Source organism: Ideonella sp. P3_A4, assembly GCF_056403075.1.
This window is the reverse complement of record NZ_JBFUGE010000553.1, coordinates 1-3974: the sequence shown is the minus strand read 5'-3', so window position 1 is coordinate 3974 and position 3974 is coordinate 1. Positions and strand designations below refer to the sequence as shown.

General features: G+C 67.7%; 3 protein-coding genes. All 3 read right to left on the bottom strand.

Annotated elements, in window-relative coordinates; all coding sequences use genetic code 11:
- Positions 1-2178 (bottom strand): DUF4118 domain-containing protein (locus AC1DYI_RS28770; protein WP_477207544.1); only part of this gene is annotated, 2178 nt, incomplete at its 3' end.
- 11 nt (positions 2179-2189) lie between these two features.
- Positions 2190-3155, bottom strand: a complete 966-nt coding sequence (gene corA / locus AC1DYI_RS28765) for a magnesium/cobalt transporter CorA (protein WP_477207543.1) — start codon at positions 3153-3155, stop codon at positions 2190-2192.
- 58 nt (positions 3156-3213) lie between these two features.
- A complete protein-coding gene (gene kdpC, locus AC1DYI_RS28760) occupies positions 3214-3837 on the bottom strand; it encodes a potassium-transporting ATPase subunit KdpC (protein ID WP_477207542.1) in 624 nt (207 codons plus the stop codon).
- Positions 3838-3974: the final 137 nt, after the last annotated feature.

Sequence of the window (3974 nt, the reverse complement as noted above, 5' to 3'; positions counted from 1 at the left end):
GTCCAGCAGGTTGGCCACCTGGGCGTTCATGCGAAGCGCCGACTGGCGCATCGACTCGGCGATCTCCTGTTGCTGGCCACTCAACGGTGGGCGAGTCAGCGCGAGCGAATCCGCCAAGCCCATCATCGCCGCCAGCGGCGTTCGCAGATCGTGCGAGATCGCCGACAGCAGCGAGTTGCGCAAGCGCTCTGACTCCATCTGCAGCGTGGTCGACTGCGCCACATCGATGTAGTGGATACGCTCCAGCGAGATCGCGATCAGCGATGCGCAGGTGTCCAGCACGCGCCGCTGCTCCGGCCCCCACATCCGCGCATCGGCCGGCTCGATCGCCAGCACGCCACGCAAACGCATGGGCGCCTTCAGCGGCAGCACCAGGCAGGCGCTGGCGGGGAGCGTGTCAGTGCCGCGGCCGGCCAGCTCGCCACGGTCGTAGGCCCACTGYGCTACACCCATGTCGACCGGGGCGGTGGCACCCAGTGCCAGTTGCAGCCGGTCGTCGGCGCCGGCCACCAGCAACGCGCTCTTGGCACCGAACTCGGCCAGCAGGAAGCGGGCCCCGATCTCGGCCACCTGATCGGTCAGCAGCGCCCCCGACAGGTCACGCGACATCTCGTACAGCCCCCTCACCCGCTGCTCGCGCTGGGTGGCGGCTTCGGCCTGGACCTTGAGGCCCGCGGTGAGCTGACCCACGACCAGCGCGACGACCAGCATCACGGCGAAGGTGACCAGGTACTGCGCGTCGCTGACCGCGAAGGTGAAGCGTGGCGGCACGAAGAAAAGGTCGAACAACGCGACGCCGACGAACGCGGCCAGCACGGCCGGCCCGCGCCCCCACAGCAGCGCGACGCCGACCACCGCGAGCAGGAACAGCATCACGATGTTGGTCAGCTCCAGCACGCCGAGCAGCGGTGTGGCCGCCAGCGTGACGCCGCAACAGGCCAGCACTGCCGCCACATAGCCGATCCAACGGTTTCCATCGGCGTCGGGCTGGCTGGCATGCGATGTCTGGCCACGGTGCGTGGCCACCACGGCTGGCAACGCCACCTGCAGCACATCCAGATCATCCCCGCGGGCGGCCACGGTGTCGGCCAGCGTGCTTTGCCACGGCCAGCGCCAGCGCTTCTCGCGCCGGCCCACCACCAACCGTGCCAGGTTGTGCTCGCGTGCGTAGCGCACCAGCGCCGGCCCGACCTCGGGCGCGGCCAGCGTGGCGGTGTTGGCACCGAGCTCTTGCGCCAGCTTCAACACGCGCAGAACGTGCTGGCGCTCGGCTTCGGGCAGCTGTTGCAGCGCAGGTGTCTCGACATGCACGGCGTGCCAGCTGACATCGAGCTGCGCCGCCAGCCGTGCGCAGCTGCGCACGACCTTCTCACCGTGCTCGCCAGGCCCCACGCAGGCCAGCAGCGCTTCGCGCGTGGGCCACACGCGAGTGGTGGTGTTCTGGCGCCGATAGGCCTGCATCTCGTCGTCGACACGATCAGCGGTGCGGCGCAGMGCCAGCTCGCGCAGCGCCAKCAGRTTGCCCTTGCGRAAGAAGTTCTTGGCCGCCCGCTCGGCCTGCTGCGGCACATAGACCTTGCCGGCGGACAGCCGCTGCAGCAACTCGTCCGGCGGCAGGTCGACCACCACCACCTCGTCGGCCTTGTCGAAGATGCGGTCAGGCACGGTCTCCCAGACGCGCACGCCGGTGATGCCGCTGACGATGTCGTTCAGGCTCTCCAGGTGCTGCACGTTCATCGTCGACCAGACGTCGACACCGGCGTCGAGCAGCTCTTCCACGTCCTGCCAGCGCTTCGGGTGGCGCGAGCCGGGCGCATTGCTGTGCGCCAGCTCGTCCAGCAGCACCAGCGCGTCCGGGTGGTCCTTGGCCCAGGCCAGTGCTGCGTCGAGGTCGAACTCTTGCAGCACACGGTCGCGGTGGGTGATGGCTTTACGCGGCAGCAATGGCAGGTCACGCGCCATGGCCTCGGTGTCTGCGCGACCATGGGTTTCGATCAACCCGACCAGCAAGGTGGCGCCCTGCCCATGTGCCGCACGGGCCGCGGCCAGCATCGCGAAGGTCTTGCCGACACCGGCTGAAGCACCAAAGAAGATCTTCAGCCGGCCACGCCGCGCGCGCGCTTCTTCGGCTTGCACGCGCTGCAGCAGAGCATCCGGGTCGGGACGGCTGTCGCTCAACGGTGGGCTCCTCACAGCCACCCGGCGCGGCGGAAGCGCCACCACAGCACACCGGCTGCGGTGCCGATCAAGCCCAGGGCCATCGGGTAGCCGTACTGCCATTTCAATTCGGGCATGCCTTCGAAGTTCATGCCCCAGATACCAGCCAGCGCGGTGGACACCGCAAAGATGGCCGCCCAGGCAGCCAGGCGCTTCGTGGTTTCGCTCTCTTCGATCGTCACCATCGACAGGTTGACCTGGATCGCCGTGCCGATGGTGTCGCGTATCGCGTCGATCGAGGCGTTGATGCGGGCCAGGTGATCGTGCACGTCGCGAAAGTATTCCTGCGTCTGCACACACACCGCTGGCACACGGCCCCCATGCAGTTTGGAAGTGGCTTCCAGCAGCGGCGCCACCGCGTGGCGCAACACGGTGGCGCGACGCTTGAGCACATACAGCCGCTCGATGTTCCAGCGTGCCGCGCCGCGGTCGAAGATCTGCGCCTCGATGCCTTCCAGCTCGGTCTCGATGGTGTCGAGCAGCGGGAAATAGCGGTCGACGACGGCATCCATCAGCGCATAGAAGACGAAACCCGCGCCGTGGCGCAACAGCTGCGGTTCGCGCTCGCAGCGTTCACGCACGCCGAGAAAGTGCTGCGAGCTTCGGTTGCGGATCGAAAGCACGAAGTTCGGGCCGACGAAGATGTCGACCTCGCCGATGTGCAGCTCGCCGTGCTCCGGCTCGAGCAGGTGCATCACCACGAACAGCGTGCCGCCGTATTCTTCAAGCTTCGGTCTCTGGTGACCATGGCGCGCATCCTCGACCGCCAGTTCGTGCAGGCCAAATTCGACCTGCATCTGTGCCAGCTCGTCATCGGTGGCATCGCGCAGCGCGACCCAGACGAAGCAGCCTGGGCGCACCAGGTAGTCGCTGATGTCCTCGACCGTGATGTCGGCCAGCTTGCGGCCGTCCTCGTAGGCAACGCAGTTGATCAGCATAGGGGAAGGTCCGAGCTCGATCATCCATCTTCGCACGTCCCTTTGCTCCCCAACTCCGTCAGCGGGCCGGAAGCGCATCCAGTGCCAGGTTCAACATCAGCACGTTGACCCGCGGCTCGCCGATGAAGCCGAGCCACGGGCCTTCGGTGTGCTGGTCGACCAGCGCACGCACCTGCGCCTCGGGCAGGTCGCGCGCCTTGGCCACGCGGGCCAGCTGGTAGTCGGCTGCCGCACGGCTGATGTGCGGGTCGAAGCCACTGGCCGAGGTCGTGACCAGGTCGACAGGCACCGGCGCGGTGTTGCCGGGGTCGGCTGTGCGCAGAGCCTCGACGCGGCCTTTCACCGCGTCGACGAGCGCCGGGTTCAACGGGCCGGCTTGTGAGCCCAGCGAGTTGGCGGCGTTGTAGGCCATCGGCGTGGTGGCCGATGGGCGGCTCCAGAAGTGCTTCGGGTCGCTGAAGGCCTGGCCGATCAGGCGCGAGCCGACCGGCTGGCCTTCCAGCATGATCAGGCTGCCGTTGGCGGCGTCGGGAAACACCGCCTGAGCGACGCCCGTCGTGAGCAAGGGATAGGCCAAGCCGGTGACGACCGACAGCACGACGAACAGCGTGATYGCCGGGCGCAGCAGCCCTTCGGAGGTGGTGGCCGGGGTGGCCACGGTCACGGTGGTGGAGACAGTCATGAAAAACTCCTTGGGCCTCAGGCCATGCCCATGGCGGCCACCGCCATGTCGATCAGCTTGATGCCGATGAACGGGACGATCACGCCACCCAAGCCATAGATCAGCAGGTTGCGGCGCAGGAGCGACGCAGCACCGAC